Origin of the sequence: Clostridium sp. DSM 8431 (genome assembly GCF_900116755.1) — a bacterium.
Taxonomy (GTDB): domain Bacteria; phylum Bacillota; class Clostridia; order Clostridiales; family Clostridiaceae; genus Clostridium.
Genome location: NZ_FPBY01000068.1, coordinates 1 through 18,016, shown reverse-complemented (window position 1 = coordinate 18,016; position 18,016 = coordinate 1). Strand labels below are relative to the sequence as shown.

Genomic DNA, 18,016 nt, shown 5'->3' with positions numbered 1-18,016 from the left:
CCTGTTTTGCTTGAATACTACAATAAGTTAATTAAATCAAAACCTAAAAAAGTAGCTATTGGAGCTATAATGCACAAATTAATTAACCACTTTTTTTGCAATACTTAGGGATAAAAAGCCCTTTGAATTACGATTACCTGAAGTACATAAAAAATTATATTTAAATAGTAATTTACGCGAAGTAATATAACATATAATTTAAAACTCACTCTTATCCATTATTCGTAAAATAGTAATGGTTTATTAAGTGTACCCTTTTTTAAAAAATTACTTTTTAAAATTTTTTATTTTTTTGTATAACTGGTCTATGCATTAAAAAAAATATCTAGGTTAACCCTAGATATTTATATGGCAGGGGCACTAGGACTCGAACCCAGAACCAATGGTTTTGGAGACCACTACTCTACCAATTGAGCCATACCCCTAAGACAACATTTATTTTATCACATTTCCCGAGTCTTTGTCAACATAAAATATCATTTATACTTATAATAAAACATAAATATTCATTGCTTACTTCTATTTTTTCACATATAATTAAAAAGAAGTATTTTGATTATCAAAATACTTTCTAATCAAAATAAATGAGGTGAAAGAATAATGAATATTAATCCGTTAAAGATAGGAAACATATCTTTACGTATTCCAATAATCCAAGGCGGCATGGGAGTTGGAGTATCCTTATCAAATCTAGCTTCTGCTGTAACAAAGTTTGGAGGTCTTGGAGTTATCTCTTCTGCTCAAATTGGATTTAGAGAAAAAACTTTTCTAACTGATCCTATAAATACTAACTTAAAAGCTTTAAAAAAAGAAATACATCTAGCAAAAGAAAAATGCAATAACGGTCCTATTGGAGTTAACATTATGGCTGCTACAAGAGAATATGAAAAGTATGTAAAGACTGCAATAGATGCTGGTGCAGATATAATAATATCAGGAGCTGGGCTTCCTACCCTACTTCCAAAACTTATTGAATCAAGTTTAGTAAAAATTGCTCCAATCGTATCATCATTAAAGTCAACTAAAATACTTTTAAAATTATGGGACAGGCGCTATAAAAAAACAGCTGATATGGTGATAGTCGAAGGCCCTAAAGCTGGTGGACACTTAGGATTCTCTGCTGATGAAATAAATATGCCTGAAGAAAACTTTGATAAATCTATTGTTGACATAATCCAGGAAGTGCATAAATATGAAGAAAAATATCATAAAGAAATTCCAGTTATAGCTGCTGGTGGAATTTATGACGGAAAAGATATTTCTAAGTATTTAAGTTTAGGAGCAAAAGGAGTTCAAATGGCTACTAGATTTGTAGCCACAGAAGAATGTGATGCTTCAGATGAATTTAAAAAAGCTTATATAAATGCAAAAAAAGAAGATATTACAATTGTAAAAAGTCCAGTAGGTATGCCTGGAAGAGCCATTTTAAATTCATTTATCAAAAAAACCAAGGAAGGTAATATTAAAGTTAAAAAGTGCTTTAAATGTTTATCAGAATGTAATCCAAGTAAAACTCCTTACTGTATAACTAAAGCCCTAATAAATTCAGTTAGTGGAGACATTCATAACGGCCTAATCTTTTGTGGTGAAAATGTGTATAAATTAAACTCAATTACTACAGTAAAAAAACTAATGGAAGAGCTAAAAAATGAACTTTTGAACATTTAAAAAAGAACCTGTTTCATAGATTTGAAACAGGTTCTTTTAATTATTTCACTAAAGTCTCTAAAACTTTAATTAAATCATTGTATGTTTTTTCTGCGCAATCTTGAGGAGAAGATTTTCCATAAGTTATCTCTTCAATAGCTTCATAACATATATTTTTTATTTGAGTATTTTCATAATATGGACTTAATAAAACTTCATTAGTATCTGTAATAATACTATTAGCATCATATTGTACTCCTTCAAGTATTCCCTTATCCTTTAATGTGTTATAGCTTGCTTTACTAGCTGGTACTCCTCTATCAAGTCCCAATATTTCTGCTGCTTCTGTATCATTAAGCATAAAATTCATAAACCTTGCAGCTTCTTTTGCATGCTCTGTATTCTTACTAATAGCATAAAGAGATGTAGGTTTTACATAAGTTATAGGTTTTTGCCCTGGCACTGATGGAAAGGCTGACACTTCAATTTCAGTATTAAACTTATTCATATTTTTACTAACCTTTTGAGCATCATTTGTCCAGCCTACTGATATTCCTGCATTATTCTTATCAAATTCCCCATTTCCATCTTTAGCCAAGGTTAGAGGAACTATTTTTTTATCTACAAGAGTTTTATAAAATGATAATAAATCAACTATATCCTCTTTAGCAAAGCCTAATGAACCATCACTACTTATAAAGGCTTTTCCTGTTTTACCTTGTTCATAAGCCATACACATAGACCATAAATCAAATTCCCCAGTACTTACAATATACGTTCCATCCTTTGGCGCGCTGTTAATTAAATCATCCCATGTAGAAATATTCTCTTCTACAATCTGTTTATTATAAAACATAATTTTTCCATTTGTAGATATAGGGATTGCATTTAACACTCCATTTTTTCTTCCGTAGCTTAAATAATCCTCTGAAAAATTACTTAAATCTATCTCATCAGAAACTTTATTTATATCATAAAATCCTGTTCCATCCTTTGAGTAAGTTGTTAACCAGTCATAATTTAACTGCATTACATCAGCTTCATCATTACCTAAAATTTTCATTTTCATTCTTTTAGCAAAGCCTGTCCATTCTCCATACTCTGGCTTAATTTTTATATCTGGATTCTTTTCTTCAAAAAGTTTTATAACTTTCATTGTTCTTTCATATCTATCTTCTGTCCCCCACCAAGAAAACTTAATTGTTACCATATCTTTATTAACACTGCTTTCTTTGCTTGTACAACCTGATAAATTAAACAATAATAAACCACCTAATAATACTGAGCATATCTTTTTTATCATACATTTTCACCATCCTCTAACTATACAGTAAATTTATCTATAATATCCTTTAATCCTTCAACTGCATGATTTAAGTTATCAGAACGTTGCTCTAAAGATTCAGCATTAGCAGTTTGCTCCTCTGTAGCTGCTAGAACTTCCTCTGTATTAGCTGAAGAATTTTCAGTTATAACCTTAATAGTATTAGTTGATGAAAGTGTATTATCTTTTTGCTTACTTATATCTTTCATTAAACTTTCTATATTATTTATTTGATCTATTATATTATCAGTTGCATCAATAACATCTTCAAAAGATGTATTTGTATATTCAACTGTTTCTTTTTGCTCCATAAATGCTTTTCTTGATCCATCAATAAGCTTTATAGCGCTATCTGCTTTTTCGTATATATCTTCTATTACTTCTCTTACACTATCTGTTGATGCCTTTGATTCCTCTGCAAGTTTTTTAACTTCTTCTGCTACTACTGCAAAACCGCGACCACTTTCACCTGCACGAGCAGCTTCAATACCTGCATTTAAAGATAAAAGATTAGTTTGTTCGTTGATTCCTTCAATAAGTTCAATAACTTCCTGTACCTTACTTATGCTTGAAGTTAATATGTTAATATTATTACTTATTTCATTCATAATATCATTAGTATTTTTTGTTTTAGCACTTAGTTTGTTGACTATACTTAATGAATTATCTCCTATAACCTTTGTTTTATTAGATATATCAATAACATTTGAGACATTCTTAACTACATTATTAATACTTAAGGCTAATGCATCCATAGTAGCTGCTGTATCTTCAAGTTTCTCTGCTTGATTTAATGTTCCTGTTGCAATATCTTGCATTGCAGTTGAAATTCCATTTGATATTTCATAACTCTGAGTAGACATGTCTCTGATTTCCTCAGATTCTTTCATAACTAAATTTGAAACTTCTTTAACTTGATTTATTAACGCTCTTATCCCTGATATCATAACATTAAAGCTATTAGATAGCATTGAAATTTCATCTTCACCTTTAACCTTAGCTAAAACAGTTAAATCTCCTTCTTCTGCCTTACTCATCTTATCAACCAAATCATTTATAGGTTCAGAAATTCTTCTTGCAAGAACAATTCCACATAATGCTGCTAACATAATACATATAATTGTTATCATCCCAGTTAAAACTCCTGTTGTAGTAATTTCTCTATATAATACCTTTTCAGGAGTAGAGTTAATTAACTTCCATCCATTATTACAGGTATTATAAATATTTAAGTATTTACTACTATTAAAAGTTTTACTATTTACTCCTTTAATATTATCTACAATATCCTCACTAAGGCTTGTTCCAATCTCATCTTCACTTGTAGAATAAATTATATTATTATCAGCATCGCATAATCTTAAGACACTTCCATCTTCAGAATCTATTTTTTCAAATATTTCATCAAGTTCTGTTGTATATATTGATGCTAATATTACTGAATTATCATTTAATTTTTTTACATAATATAATTTGTTAAAGTTTCCACTTTTTCCTGTAAACCATAATGATTTATTCTTTATCCCACTTATTTCACTTGAAAGTTCATTATATACACTGCTCATATCAAATAATTTTTTTGTTGTTTCACTTGTTTTACCTATCACAGTTCCGTCATTATAAACAATAGAAAAGTCAGTAAAATTTTGAAGAAGACTTACAGACAATAAATATTCTTCTATTTCATTTTTATCCTGTTGTTTTTGAAAGGCATCCTCACTATCTGAAGGATTAAAAACTGTAATCTTATCATTACCAAATACTAATGAAGTAGCATTTTCTGCTTGATATAGAAAATTATCTATGCCTAGCTGGGTTTGGATATTTACCTTAGTATTTAAATCTGACACCCTATTAACAATACTCTTCTTAAATATTGAAAATGTTACTAATGAAACTATTAATGTTGGTACTAACGCAATAATAATATAGTTTGCTATAAGTTTTGTTTTTAATGAACTCCTAAACTTTTTCTTTAGTCTTTCACTAAATGAAACTTTATCTTTTACCTTTTCGTTCACTTATACCCCTCCATTTTGAACACGTGTGCAATATTATTTAAAATATAACTAAAAACTTAAAAGTATTATAATATTTTTACCTCTCTTTTTTTATTACCTCCCCTTTTATTGTATACCAAATAAATTAAAATATGGAATGTTTTAAGATTCATTTGTTTTATTTTAAGACAAAAAAACAGAAAATGCAAATCTTTTACATTTCCTGTTCTATTCAAAACTTATTTTAAAATTATTTTTCAGAAATAATTTTATTGATTACTTCTATTCTATCTTCACCGAGAACATTAGATATCTTATTTTCCATAAATCCATTTCTGTATACTTCATTTGAATCTACTATCTTTACAATTTTAGTTGAAAGTTTTTCATAACTCATTAAACCATCAAAATATAGGTCTACTAAGTCTTTTAAACATGTAGCTAATTCTTTTGGATTTTTATAAACTGATCTCATAATTAATCCTAAACCTTTCTAAATAAATATTCTATATAAATTAATATAATTATAGAATATTCCTTTTGCATAATCAACATCTCATATTGTAATTTTTTGAAAATTCAAGAATAAAAATAAAGAATTCACGACTTTAATGGAATATATTTTTCTATTTATTATCTCTTATAAGCATTTCTATCTTCATCTGACATCTTGCGCCTCTACAGCCACCAGTTCCTGCTCCTGTTGCTTCTTTTACTTCTTCAAAAGTTTTTGCACCATTTTTTATTGCTTCTATTATTGTTTCTTCCTCTATTCCTTTACAAAGGCATATTTTTGCCATATAGAACCCTCCTTAGACTTCTTTTTTAAATTATTAAATAATAATTATTATTCCCTGTCAAGGCTATATAAATTCATTTTTAGTTCTAAAATTTTTAAAAACTCACAAAATAAAAAATAAAAGATGCAGATGAATATCAAAAATTAGTCATCCACATCTTTTTAATTATAATAGTATAAAAATCTATATATAATTTCTTACCTTAACTATTTCTCCTTTTTTAATATAAACCCTAGGAATTCTCTGCTTTAGCATGCATATAATTTCATAATTTATAGTTCCCATATCCCTTGCCATATCATCAGCATCATACTTAATTCCATTTTCTTCACCTAATAAAATTACTTCATCCCCTAGCTTAACTCCACCTATGTCTGTAATATCAACCATACATTGATCCATACATATTCTACCTACTACTGGAGCTAACTTTCCATTAATGATAACCTTAGCTTTGCCACTTAATAATCTTGAATATCCATCAGCATATCCTACTGGTATAGTTGCTATTACACTCTTTTTAGAAGTTTTAAAAGTTCTTCCATAGCTTATATACATATCCTCATCTAATTCTTTAACATGAGAAACTCTAGTTTTTAATGTTAAGACCTTCTTTAATGGAAGTACATCCTTCTTAACTTCATCAGATGGATAGTAACCATAAAGTATTATTCCTGCTCTTACTCCTTCTAAAAAAGTTTCAGGCATATCCATTATTGCCCCACTATTTGATACATGTTTAAAAGGTATTTCAATATCTCTTTCTTTAAGTCCTTCTACAACGCTATTCATTTTATCAAATTGTTCATAAGTATAAGTTTTATCCAATTCATCTGCAGTTGCAAAATGAGTAAACATTCCAATTGTATCAATGCCTTCTAAATTCACTATTTTTTCTATTATATCAACTGTTTTTTTACCAGGTAAGAACCCAATTCTACCCATACCTGTATCAATAGCTATATGAATTTTTGATTTCTTTCCTAAAGACTTTGCTATTTTTGAAAGTTCCTTTACATAATCAAGATCATAGACTGTTTGTTCTATATCATTTTCAATTAATTCTTTTCCGTATTCAAGAGGAGTATATCCTAAAATCATTATTGGAGCTTTAATGCCATTTTTTCTAAGTTCAAGTGCTTCACTAATCATAGCAACTGCAAGTCTAGATGCACCATTTTCTAAAAGAGTAGGTACCATATCTACTGCACCATGTCCATAAGCATCTGCCTTAACAACTGCAACAACATCTCTATCTTTAGAAATTTTCTTTATATTTTCTATATTAAACTTAACTGCATCTAAATCTATTTCTGCCCAAACCGATCTCATTACTTTATCCATATTTACCTAATGCCTCTTCCCTTAATTTTATCTGCTATTATTATATGAAATACAGTGTATAAAAGGAAAGAACCACTATTATTTTATTTCTTTACTTTAGTGGTTCCTATAATTTTTATTATTTTTTATTAATTTTATCTAAATTGAAAAATTTATTTGAAAGTAGTGCCACTACTGCAATTAGTACTAATGGCAATAGAAATTGTGCAGATAGTGGATTGCTTGCATTTTCACCCATTATACAATAACAAAATGTTTCAGGAAGTACCCCTAAAACTGATGGAATTATATAAGTAAAATACTTCATATTCGTAAATCCAGAAGCATAACTTACAGGATCATAAGGAATTACTGGTATAAGTCTTATAAGAAATATTATCTTAAAACCACTATTTTCAATCTTTTTATCTAAACTCATAAATTTTTTTCCTATAATTCCTTGAACAAAATCTTTACCTAAAAATCTAGATACATAAAAAGCTACTGTTGCTGAAATAAAGAATCCAACCATAGCTAACATTAGTCCTTTAAAAGGTCCAAAAATAGCTGCTCCACTCATTACAACTATATTACTTGGCATAACCATAACAAATGGTTTTAGCGCAAATATTAATAAATAAATTAATACTGATAAAGCACCTTTTTTTCTTACATACTCAATTATAGTATCACTATCAATATGTTTTAAGTGATCTAGGTTTAAAGCTATAAAAGTAACAGCAGTCGCTATAATGATTATAAAAACAGCAAACTTTAACACATCATTTTTTTTAATACTCATTTTCTACCTCACCTTATCTGAAACAAATTAATTATTATACCACCTAATTACTTTTCTCTTAAAATTTTAACACTATCAATGTGCCCTTTTAACTTCTCATAATTTCTCTCAGACTCTCTCTTATATAAGTATATATCAATAAAGATTAATATGGAATATAGTACAAAAAAAGAATGAAGTGCACTAAGATAGTACACCTCTAAATAAATATATAGATTATTTGCAATAAAACTCAATAGCTTTACTTAAAAATTCAGCAAGACCTTCTTTTATCCTGTCTATATTATTTTTGAATCTTTCATCATACACATACATTTGTCCTAAAGAGCCTAATATCTCCTTTGTACAATTATAATGATATTTGTTAATATGATTTCTCCACTTTTCAATTAATTCTTGAACCTCTTTTGATTCTACTCCTAGATCCATATTATCAGCAATATCACTAAATATTGAATTCATATCAGCATTAATTTCTTCCCAGTCTTTTTTGCTATACTTTGAAGTCTTCTTTACACTTTCCTTGTAAGCTTCAGTACTTCCATATTTATTTTTAACTTCTTCCTTAAAACTTTCTATTTCTTCCTCATTAAACCCCTTAAACATTTCTTTTTCATTCATTTTTATTTCACCCTCCATAGATTTAATTGTATTATCAACTGTATTAATTATTTTCTTTAGTCTATCTAATTTTTTTCTAATAGTTTCTTCTGGTCTTTTAAAGCTTCCTTTCTATCAAAATCAGATTTTTCTATCATTTCTTTTATTTCATGGAGATTAAAATCTAATTCTTTGAAAAATAAGATTTGCTGTAGTTTTTCTAAACTTTCTAAAGTATAAAACCTATATCCACTTTCATTAACTTCATTAGGTTTTAGAAGACCAATTTTGTCGTAGTGATGAAGTGTACGTACACTAACTCCAGCCATATCAGCGATTTCTTTAACTTTATATAGTACTATAAAAATCTCCTCCTTGGTTTTTCTTATCTCCATGAGTTAATATTACTCTATTACCTAAGGTCATAGTCAACAAAAAAATGCTATAATAATTAAAAATAATTATTACAGCATTTCTTTTGTGATGTATTGCTTTCAGCGGCAAGTTAAGCCCTTATAGTTTTATGAATGTTTTCATTTTTGTTTCATCTCGCGATTATTCAACTTTTCTCCAACTCCTGCTGAGAGGAACAGGAATCATTTTTTCTCATAGCAGTTTATTTATCCTAAGCAATTACATTATTATTATCTGTAATGTTTAGATATTCATTCATGGAAAATTGCAACAAACCTTTAATAATTCTTCTCACTACAAAAGCTTACTATTAATAACTTAGAAATTCCTCCATAACATCCTTTATCATTAAATATTCTTCTGTAATAATAATATCGTTATTACCAAATTTCCTATCTAAACTAAAATGTATCTTCGTACTTCGCTTATCTGAAGGTAAAATTAATGCAGAATATGTTTTCAAAAACTTCTTTTTATCTGTTTTTGTATCAATTAAATTCTGCAACATAAAGATATAAGCAACTTGCTTATAATCAATTCCTACTACTTTTGAATAGTATTTTGCATCAAAAATCAACTGAGTATCATTATATTCTGAATAATGGTCTGGAGATATATATTGGCTTGGCTTAGCACTATTAGTATGAAATGATCTTTTACTAAATTTTAAATCATTACTTTTATTTTTATCAAAAATTATATTATGCTTTTTTACATCAATTCCACTATAATTTCTATTCAAATATTCTTCAATCATATCCTCCCATATAGAGGAGAAGGAATAATGCTTTAAATAGAAATTTCCACCTAATCTTACTTTTGCAAAGAAATTAATTAAACTTTCAATTAATCTTTGAGATAAATCCTTAAACTGCTGCTCCTTAATTTCATTCAAAAAATTAATAACAAAATTAGTATTTCCCATAAAATCAAATTCCGGAAATTCACTTCCTGTAGTCTCATAGTCAATAAAGTATGAAAATTTAGATATTGTATAATCGATTACAAAAATCATACACTCTGTAATAAATGTTGAATAATGATGTTTTGTCCTATAATAAAGTGGATATAAAAATAAATTATTAGAATCTACAAACTTATTAGCTTTACTAATAGTTGCTTTCCAATCTACCCTTCCTCCTACATTAGGTTTTTTTATAACTTTATCATCAAAAAACATTCCATATTTTTTATAATAATCATAAACTTCAAAAAAAGATGAAAATGGATAATTTGAGCTATATATTTGATTACTCTTTTCTCCAAAATATAGGTCTGGTTTTTTTTGCATATGCTTTGAAATTGTTTGAAATATTACTTGAGCATCATGTTTTAAATTGCCAAACTTATAGTTTTTAGGTCCAACAATCATAAGGTCATTATTTTCATTAGATACAAATCCAACAAAATTAAAAACATCCCTTACTTCACCTGTTTTTTGACCACTATTTTCATCAATTAAACTATCAGTTTTAATATCTCTTTTATTATCTAAGCAAAATTCAAAAGAGTGGTCTTCATTTTCAAAAGTAGCCCCATCATTAGCATATTTAATTATCATACTACTGCCTCCAATTTAATAAGGAAACCTATTTAAATTTGGTTTTAAAAATTTATCAATAAACGTATCACTAAAAACCTTATCAGAGCCAAAGTTATTATATAAAACATCATAGCTATGAATTTTATTATCAAATAAACTAGCTCCCCCAAAGGAGTTTAAACCTTGTATATCTTGCCATAAATATAATAAAAGCTTATTTTTAATGGTTTTATTTATGATTTTATCTGCTGCTTCATATTCATCACTGTTAGTAGAATGTGAATTTCTTATTACATCATCATTAAAATCAATGAAAAACTGACCTACTTGCTTGTCCTCTTTTTTGCCTAATCCATTTTCTTTATTTGTAATAAAATCATTTAACGCCATATAAAAAGACTGCCAAGTAGTTACTAAATCATTATCTCTATTATCATCTATAGCAATTTTAATTTTAGGGTTATTAAGTTTTTTATTTACCTTATTAGTTGTAGAATCTATAATTGGATATACCGAAATATATTCCCATTCAAATCTTCTCTTAAAAGCTGTATCCATTGGGAATACACTTTGATCATTCATATTTACAGTACAAATAATATTAAAATTCGAAGGAAGTTTCACTTCATCAGTTGTTAAAGTTGGTATTTTATCAGCAATATTCTTATTTCTTATTGGATATCTACTTTCAAAATGCTTATCTCTATCTAATAATTGAAAAATATCTCCAAATATAGCTGCTACATTCCCTCTAGACAATTCTTCTAAAACTAAATATACGTCTTGACTTGAGTCTATATATGCTTCCATTAATGCCTGCGTAAATGGCCCCTCTTTAAATACAAAACTTGTATTTTCCTTACTATCAGTATCTGGTAGTAACTGACCAACAAAATCTGTATATAAAAATTCTGGATGTATTGTAATACGGAATATCTTCTCATCAGGATGTGATGATAACCTTTCTTTAACCTCAAAACTTTTTCCGGTTCCTGGTGCTCCAAATAAAATTAGTTGTTCGTGCATTTTTCCTCCTTTAAATAACCTAAATAAAATATTTATCTATATAACTTAAAAGTGTCTCACATCTTTTAAACTTATCACTTTTTTTGGAAAATTTACTTTTATATGTAGAAATAAATTTACTATATTCTGAATAATCTATTTTATATCCACATCTATATGCAAAAATAGATATTGGAAGCATCTCAATCCAATAAAATTTCTCAGCACTTCCATTAAAATCAACACCATTTGCTGATTCTTTTAATTTGTGTATAAAGTCATGAGTTTTCCATTTGAATATCTTGTTATTGAAGTCAACATAATAATTTAATCCATTATAAATATCATTTTCCTCATTATAGTATTCAGAATAATCAGGAGCATATACTTTTAAAAACTCTTTAATATTTCGTGGAACCTCTTTAGTTTCCAAAGTATGATTTGGAAATACTTCAATATAATCAATACCTGCAATGTATAAACTTGCCATATGACGTAAAATCATTTGAGAAGTTATCTTTTTATTAATCACATTCAAAAAACAAAACTTGTGATTTGCAATATTATAACTTGGCGAATCTATATACTCTTCTGCATAATCTAATAGTGTTGGAAATACTGTTTGAGAAATAAGTGCATTTCTTGTTGAATCACTAGTTGGTGAAATAAAAATATACATAATTATTCTGCGGCAATATATCTCTAAGCCAATATTTATATAATATCTATCCCCAATAATATTGCTAATATCTGTTGAATTATGTACCTTAAATTCTTCAACTACAGCTCCATTAAATTTTCCAGCTTTAAATTTTGGAAAGTTTTCATTAATGTCTGCATATTGAATTTCATCAATCATTAGTTTTTTGTTATATTCATTTATAGACTTAATTATTTCATCTTCCACAAACCTTATTTTATCCTCTTCACTAGTTGAAAGATTTGAAATAGAATTAAAAGCCTCAGGAAATTTTTTTTATTTAGAATAATAAACCTCTTCATATGCTTCCCCTATTCTTCAAATATTTTATAATTTGTAATTAATACTTCTTCTCTAGGATATTTAATTCCTGTTTTTCCCATATCGATTAAATTAAAATCATGTTGATTAACCCATTCTATTAATAAATGATTTGTTTTTCCTTTATGTTTAATAACATTTGAAAGCATAAATTTATAACCTGCTTCATCAAGTTTTGAAAGAAATAATAATAATTCATTTTCATCCTTTGCAGTCCAGCCTTCTAATCCTCTTTTTCCATCATTATATTCAGCATTAGTAATAAAATAAGGTGGATCGAAATAAAATACCGTATCTTTTGGAAAATCCTCATAATTTAAATTTATATAAGAACCATTTATCATCTCTAGGACTTCAGTTTTAGGTTTGAAATTTAAAATTCTTTTTTCAATTCCTTCATTAAATTCATTATTTCCAACAGGAGTATTCATACCTTGCTTAGAATTAAATCTAATCATATTTTGAAATGCATATATTGATAAAACAAATAATTCTATTGTTGGCTTATCATTAGTATTGTAGTAATTTCTTAAATTTAAATATGAATCTTTGTTTTTCTTCTCTAACTTAAATGTATTAATAACTTTTTTTACATCGTCTATAATCTTATTTTTATCTGTATTAGTCAGCATTTGTATAATATCAAAAATATATTTGTTGTATTCAAAATAATAAACTTTATCCATAGCAACAACATTTGCACCAACATTAAAGGCACCACCCATTACATCTACAAAAGTTCCAATATGTTTTGGAAGTTGTTTAATAATAGAAGGCATCATTTGGTCTTTGCTTCCCGAATAATTCAAAGGAGATTTATTATTTTCAAAATCTTTTTCAAAGTATATAATGGCTTCTTTAAGATCACTACCATCACCTTTATAGCTAGAATTATTAGTTGAATACTCTCTATAATTTGTTGTCTCTACAAAGACTTTTCCATCTTTTGCAAATTTCTTTGCAAGATTTTTTAACTCTAAAAGTGAAATAATAGACTGATTACTATAACTTATAAGTATATGTTTAAAATTAATCTGTCTAAATAAATCTTCAAACTCATAATATGCTTTTTGCTTATTTGAATATCCAGATAAAGTTCTTTTTAATCTTCTACCTGTCTTACCAAATATAACAGGATTATCATACCTTACTATAGTTTCAAGCATATGATATGAATTAGTATATTGTGTAATAGTATATGGTGGATCAATGTATGCAATATCTCCAGATATATTACGAACTAATTTATTTGCATCACTACAAAATATTAAATTATCCCCATGCAATTCTTTTTCTTCAATTTCTAATGGGCAAATTTCAAATTGTTTTAATGCTCTATTATCCCAAAACTTAAAAAAAGCTTGATATGTTCCAGAAGTATTAGATATTTTTAAAACTGACTCTAATAATGAAGCTATTAAAAAGTAATATTCAGCTTCATTAATTAAATCATCTTTATAAAGTTCCTCTATTTCTATACGAATTCCATCAATTTTTAATGCATTTTCTTCAGTAAAATACATTCTATCTGCTTTAGGTGTATAGTTATTTAAAATAAAATACTCCCCATTATCAACATATTCTTTTTCATTTAGCCACTCAAAAGGACTGCATTCATATTTCTTATAGAATTCAATAAAAGCAGGTTCTGAAGAATTCATTAATTTTGCTTTAGCTATTATACTTGCAAAACTCATATAATCATTTGCAAAAATAGTATACTTATCTTTAAAGTAATCACCTACAGATCCAGTTCCCGAAAATAAATCAGCAAAAGTTTCTCCTTCTATTTTGTATTTATTTATTACATATTCGATAAAGCCTAAAAGCTTTGTTTTATTACCTAAGTATCTCATCTACTATATCATCCTTCAGTATGTTTTATATATTCTATCAAGTCATCTAATTTTCAATTTTAATTTTTTTATTTCTAATATAATTCACTAAAAATATTCAGTCTAACATAAATAATTTCAGCTAACTTTTCTTGTCATTTTATTTTTACAAAAAACTCAAGCCGTTTAATTATTTTGCTTTTTAGTTTTTTGAAGAACTACAATTTTTTCTTTTTACTATATTAACAAATTTACATAGCAGAAAGCTTGTAATAATCACCATTACTACTATAGGAATTTTATATTTTTATATATGTAAAAAGACATTTTCTCAGCATTTAATATCATTATATCAAACTTTTTATTGAAAATATATAATCACCAATTTTTGACTTTACCTTCAAAATCAGTAAGCTATTTTAATTTTCCTTTCCTTAACGATAAATGTGGATAAGTATTTAAATAAATTATGGTTTGGAAATGCTAATTATGAAATGTATTATTTTACAAAAAAAACCGTAAGCATTTCGCTTACGATTTTTGTGGCAGGGGCACTAGGACTCGAACCCAGAACCAATGGTTTTGGAGACCACTACTCTACCAATTGAGCCATACCCCTTTGAGACATTTTCTATTATATAGCACTTTTATTAAAAAATCAACTATTTATTTTCATTATTTTCTATTAAATCATATAAATTTTTATAATTTGCTTCAATCAAGCCCTCTATACTTAATTTATTATCATACTTTTGAAAATTAACCACTCTATATCCTTGTTCTGTAAAAGGTGTCTCTATATCTTTTACTACAATTAATTTATTAGGATCAATTTTTTTCTCTTCAACATACTGAGCCATAGTTTGACCTTCTGGAAGTCTAGTAGGATTTATTCCTAAAGTTTTATAGAAATAATCAAAATTATTATCAATAGTAACAAATGTATATTCAGATAAATCTTTCTTATTCTCTCTGGTTTCCGTTATTGTCTTATCTAAATTAGTAATTGTTCTATTATAATTTTTTTCATATAAATCTCTATTTTTAGGATCTTTATCTTGAATAGCTGATTTTACGTTATAAAGTATTACCTTATATTCATCTACCCCTATATAGAAATATGGGTTAACTTTAGTTTGATTATTTACCACATAGTTACTTGTCCTTATTCCTCTTGAAATATCAATTGTCCCTACGCTACTTTTATTTAGTTTTGATCTTAGTTCTGTACACCACTTAGCTTGGGAATTTCCACTATACAAAAATAAGTCCATATTAGATATATTATTTACTATGTTATCATTAATAGTAAAGTCTTCATTTTCTTTTTCACCATTAAATATATATTGTATATTGTGCTTGTCCCCTGCTATTTCTTTTACCATTTGATACTCCATTTTATTAGTTGTCATTATATTTAATAATGAATCTCTATCAGAAGTTACCGGGTCAACAATATTAGCTACTGTTGGGCTAGAGAATCTTCCAATACCTAAAAATAAAACAAACGTAATAATTAACATTGCAAATGTTAACTTTTTCACCTAACCACCTCCGCCATTATCAAGGCAAAAATATTTCCCTAATATTATAGCAATATTTTATGCAAATATATATATGAATTTATGAAGATAATATTTCTTTATTACTTCTCTTTATTTTTCTCTATAATGTTTTCTTTTTATTCAAATTTGGATAAAATAATAGATAGAGTTAATTTTTGAAGGGAGTCACATATGGAATTTCAAGTTAATAGTATTGAGGAAACTACAAATATTGGTTTTCAGTTAGGAAAATTATTAAATTCTGGTGATATTATCTGTTTAACAGGCGATTTAGGTACAGGTAAAACCCATATTACTAAAGGAATTGCAACAGGCCTTGGCGTTACTGATACAATTACAAGTCCTACTTTTAATATTGTAAATGAATATGAAAGTGGCAGATTTAAATTAAATCACTTTGATGTTTACAGAGTAAGTGATCCAGATGAAATATATGCCATTGGATTTGATGATTATATATTTTCAGATGCTGTATCAATAATTGAATGGGCTAATTATATCGAAGAAATTCTTCCTAAAGAATATATTCATATAAATATATCTAAAGATTTCAGCAAAGGAGAAAACTTTAGACAGATATCTATTCATCCTTATGGTGAAAGATATAATTACGTTAAGGAGTTGAAAATATGATAGTTTTAAGTATAGACTCATCATCTAAAGTTGCTACCTGCGCTTTACTTAATAATGATGAACTACTTGGAGAATATGTATTAAATAACAAAAGAGAACACTCAGTTCTTCTTATGCCAATGATAGAAAAACTTTTAGAGGAATGTAACCTAACTCTTGATGATGTTGATGGTTATGCTGTATCTAAGGGGCCTGGTTCTTTCACTGGATTAAGAATAGGAATGTCAACCATAAAAGGTTTAAGCTTTGGAAGTTCAAAACCATACATAAGTATTTCTACTTTAGATGCATTAGCATATAGCCTTGTAAACTTTAAAGGAATTATATGTCCAATAATGGATGCTCTTAGAGAAAATGTTTATACAGGTCTTTATAAGGGTAATAATAACAAACTAGAAACTATATTAGAACCTACTCCTATGGACATTGATAAATTAGTTGAAATGCTAAAGGAAAAAGATGAAGACATTATATTTACAGGTGATGGTCTATCAAAACACAAAGATTACATAAAAGATCATCTTCCAAATGCAAAGTTTGCTCCTAACCACTTAAATATTGTACGTGCTTCTTCTCTTGGAGAATTAGGGCTTAATCTTTTAAATGAAGGTATACATGATGACCCTAATTCAGCACCTATTTATTTAAAACAACCACAAGCTGTAAGAGAATTAGAAAGAAGGTTAAGTGTAAATGAGTGTCACGCTTAGTTTAATGAATAAAGAAGACTTAACTGACGTTTTAGAAGTAAGTACTCTAAGTTTAAAAGAGTCTTGGTCTTTAGATTCTTTTTCAAGAGAACTTTCAAATCCTCTTGCTAAATACATAGTTGCAAAAGCAGATAATAGAATTATAGGTTTTGCTGGAGTATGGGTTATTGTTGATGAAGGACATATTACAAATATTGCTGTACACCCAGATTACAGAAAAAAAGGTGTAGGAAGTGCTTTAGTTGATTCTTTAATTAAAAATTCTAAAGACTGGGGCTGCACAGCCCTTACTCTTGAAGTTAGAGCTTCAAATATACCTGCTCAAAACCTTTATAAAAAATTTGGTTTTGAAAATGAAGGTGTAAGAAAAAATTATTATAGTGATAATAACGAAGATGCCTTTATTATGTGGAAAAGATAAATCACTAATATTTTAAAATTAAAGAGCTTGTCAAATTGACAAGCTCCCAGACTGTTGACAACTAACTTCGTTTTCGAAGATAGTTGTCTATTTTTATGTTAAAATATAATTAACTAATATAAGGTGGTGTTTCAATATGATGGGTGTTAAAAAGAAAGCAGATAGAAATCAAATAGAATTATTAAGTATAGATGATCTTGTTCCTAAAAATCATTTAGTTAGAAAATTAGATGCAGCAATAAATCTAGACTTTATTTATGATGAAGTAAGAGATTTATATAAGCCTTACGGTCGCGAAAGCATAGACCCTGTAGTTCTAATAAAAATAGTAATGATTCAATATATATTTGGCATCCGCTCAATGAGACAAACC

General features: G+C 27.4%; 16 protein-coding genes, 2 tRNA genes and 1 pseudogene. 5 read left to right on the top strand and 14 right to left on the bottom strand.

The annotated features are described in order from the left end of the window. Positions 1-349: 349 nt before the first annotated feature. Positions 350-425 (bottom strand) — tRNA-Trp (locus BM384_RS08630). A gap of 175 nt (positions 426-600) precedes the next feature. Here BM384_RS08630 and BM384_RS08625 point away from each other — a divergent pair. Beyond that, entirely contained in the window at positions 601-1,668 is a 1,068-nt protein-coding gene (locus BM384_RS08625) for an NAD(P)H-dependent flavin oxidoreductase (RefSeq protein WP_090012893.1), read from the top strand. A 40-nt stretch (positions 1,669-1,708) separates the two neighbouring features. On the opposite strand, the gene BM384_RS08620 is transcribed toward BM384_RS08625, so the two are convergent. The 13 genes and pseudogenes from BM384_RS08620 to BM384_RS08555 form a co-directional block, all read right to left on the bottom strand. Continuing rightward, positions 1,709-2,950, bottom strand: coding sequence for an ABC transporter substrate-binding protein (locus BM384_RS08620; protein ID WP_090012892.1), 1,242 nt, complete (start codon positions 2,948-2,950; stop codon positions 1,709-1,711). 20 nt (positions 2,951-2,970) lie between these two features. Beyond that, positions 2,971-4,992 (bottom strand): methyl-accepting chemotaxis protein, encoded by a 2,022-nt coding sequence (locus tag BM384_RS08615; protein WP_090012890.1) that lies wholly within the window; start codon positions 4,990-4,992, stop codon positions 2,971-2,973. A gap of 229 nt (positions 4,993-5,221) precedes the next feature. Further along, the gene (locus BM384_RS08610) at positions 5,222-5,446 is read right to left on the bottom strand and encodes a TIGR04540 family protein (protein ID WP_090012888.1); all 225 of its coding nucleotides are present in this window, start codon (positions 5,444-5,446) and stop codon (positions 5,222-5,224) included. A gap of 151 nt (positions 5,447-5,597) precedes the next feature. Beyond that, the gene (locus tag BM384_RS08605) at positions 5,598-5,771 is read right to left on the bottom strand and encodes a (2Fe-2S)-binding protein (RefSeq protein ID WP_090012887.1); all 174 of its coding nucleotides are present in this window, start codon (positions 5,769-5,771) and stop codon (positions 5,598-5,600) included. Positions 5,772-5,954: 183 nt separating this feature from the next. After that, complete coding sequence (alr, locus tag BM384_RS08600) at positions 5,955-7,115, bottom strand: alanine racemase (RefSeq protein WP_090012885.1); 1,161 nt, start codon at positions 7,113-7,115, stop codon at positions 5,955-5,957. A gap of 118 nt (positions 7,116-7,233) precedes the next feature. Next, the gene (locus BM384_RS08595) at positions 7,234-7,896 is read right to left on the bottom strand and encodes a TVP38/TMEM64 family protein (RefSeq protein ID WP_090012883.1); all 663 of its coding nucleotides are present in this window, start codon (positions 7,894-7,896) and stop codon (positions 7,234-7,236) included. A 216-nt stretch (positions 7,897-8,112) separates the two neighbouring features. Continuing rightward, positions 8,113-8,825 (bottom strand): annotated as a pseudogene (locus BM384_RS08585) (MerR family transcriptional regulator). A 395-nt stretch (positions 8,826-9,220) separates the two neighbouring features. Continuing rightward, positions 9,221-10,471: a hypothetical protein gene (locus BM384_RS08580; RefSeq protein WP_090012880.1), complete on the bottom strand. Its 1,251-nt coding sequence runs from the start codon at positions 10,469-10,471 to the stop codon at positions 9,221-9,223. A 15-nt stretch (positions 10,472-10,486) separates the two neighbouring features. Then, positions 10,487-11,479, bottom strand: a complete 993-nt coding sequence (locus tag BM384_RS08575; RefSeq protein ID WP_090012878.1) for an AAA family ATPase — start codon at positions 11,477-11,479, stop codon at positions 10,487-10,489. A 19-nt stretch (positions 11,480-11,498) separates the two neighbouring features. Further along, entirely contained in the window at positions 11,499-12,365 is an 867-nt protein-coding gene (locus BM384_RS08570) for a hypothetical protein (RefSeq protein ID WP_090012876.1), read from the bottom strand. Between the two features lie 104 nt (positions 12,366-12,469). Next, positions 12,470-14,335, bottom strand: coding sequence for a DNA adenine methylase (locus BM384_RS08565; RefSeq protein WP_090012875.1), 1,866 nt, complete (start codon positions 14,333-14,335; stop codon positions 12,470-12,472). 522 nt (positions 14,336-14,857) lie between these two features. Next, positions 14,858-14,933: transfer RNA gene (locus BM384_RS08560), tRNA-Trp, on the bottom strand. Between the two features lie 43 nt (positions 14,934-14,976). Further along, positions 14,977-15,858: a metal ABC transporter substrate-binding protein gene (locus BM384_RS08555; protein ID WP_090012873.1), complete on the bottom strand. Its 882-nt coding sequence runs from the start codon at positions 15,856-15,858 to the stop codon at positions 14,977-14,979. A 192-nt stretch (positions 15,859-16,050) separates the two neighbouring features. Here BM384_RS08555 and tsaE point away from each other — a divergent pair, with 192 nt between their 5' ends. The 4 genes from tsaE to BM384_RS08535 form a co-directional block, all read left to right on the top strand. Continuing rightward, a complete protein-coding gene (gene tsaE, locus BM384_RS08550; RefSeq protein WP_090012871.1) occupies positions 16,051-16,512 on the top strand; it encodes a tRNA (adenosine(37)-N6)-threonylcarbamoyltransferase complex ATPase subunit type 1 TsaE in 462 nt (153 codons plus the stop codon). Then, a complete protein-coding gene (gene tsaB / locus BM384_RS08545) occupies positions 16,509-17,222 on the top strand; it encodes a tRNA (adenosine(37)-N6)-threonylcarbamoyltransferase complex dimerization subunit type 1 TsaB (RefSeq protein ID WP_090012870.1) in 714 nt (237 codons plus the stop codon). The genes tsaE and tsaB overlap by 4 nt, the downstream gene beginning before the upstream one ends. Next, positions 17,206-17,643, top strand: coding sequence for a ribosomal protein S18-alanine N-acetyltransferase (rimI, locus tag BM384_RS08540; RefSeq protein WP_090012868.1), 438 nt, complete (start codon positions 17,206-17,208; stop codon positions 17,641-17,643). The genes tsaB and rimI overlap by 17 nt, the downstream gene beginning before the upstream one ends. Positions 17,644-17,779: 136 nt before the next feature. Beyond that, positions 17,780-18,016, top strand: a 237-nt coding sequence (locus BM384_RS08535; protein WP_175537319.1) for a transposase, incomplete at its 3' end; no start/stop codon positions are given.